The organism is Burkholderia sp. MR1-5-21 (assembly GCF_053427715.1).
In genome coordinates this window covers 1-808 of sequence record NZ_JBSAXD010000100.1, presented here as the reverse complement: position 1 = coordinate 808, position 808 = coordinate 1, and the positions used below count along the sequence as shown (strand labels likewise).

Below are 808 nucleotides of genomic sequence, written 5' to 3'. Positions count from 1 at the left end.
ATGTCTGACCTTCCACGCTACGAAAAACTGCCGCTGTTCAACCCGCACCGCAAGACCTTTACCTGTGTCTATCAGGACCAGCACGTGCCGTCGATAGATCCACAGGCTGAATTGTGGTTCCAGCAGGCGTTGGCGCTTGATGACCCGAACATCGACTACGACAACCGCAACTACCCGAAGATCTACCAGTTGTACACGCAGGCAGCCGAACGCAATCACTGGAAGGCGATGCTCAATCTCGCCTCGCTGATACTGAGCGACCACGCGGGGGTGCCGAACCATGATCCTGAGGCCGCTATCCGCTGGGTGGAGAAAGCGATGAAACTGGGTGTGCCGGACGCCTACGACATGATGGGAATCTATCACCAGAACGGGATGATCAAGGGGGGCGACGCCACAAGCGCATATGCTTTCTTTCAGCGTGCGGCCGACATGGGTAGTCCATCCGCGCAGACGTTCTTGGGTTACAAGATGGCGGGCACCTACGACGATCCGGCTGAAGGCTTTTGGGGTAACTTGCCCATTGCAACCCAGATGCTCGAATGTGCTTTCGCCCAAGGCTACGGCGATGCCGCGGAAAAGCTGAGCCTGATCTATGCGCGACCGAACACTTCAGACGCAAAATTGCGGGCACTTAAGATCTTACTGAGATGGACCCGACGCCCCCCTTCGGAGCACACTGACGGACTTCACCGGACGTCTGGAGGTTCATCATGGAAATCGACATGCTCGGTATTGATCTAGCGAAGCAGGTGTTCCAGCTCCACGGCGCCGACCGTCGCGGCCGAGCCGTGCATCGGGCGAAGGT

1 pseudogene is annotated in these 808 nt (G+C 57.7%); it reads left to right on the top strand.

Features of this window, described 5'->3' with window-relative positions:
* A pseudogene (locus tag ACV229_RS40565) lies at positions 1–645 on the top strand (tetratricopeptide repeat protein); the annotation flags it as partial.
* Positions 646–808: the final 163 nt, after the last annotated feature.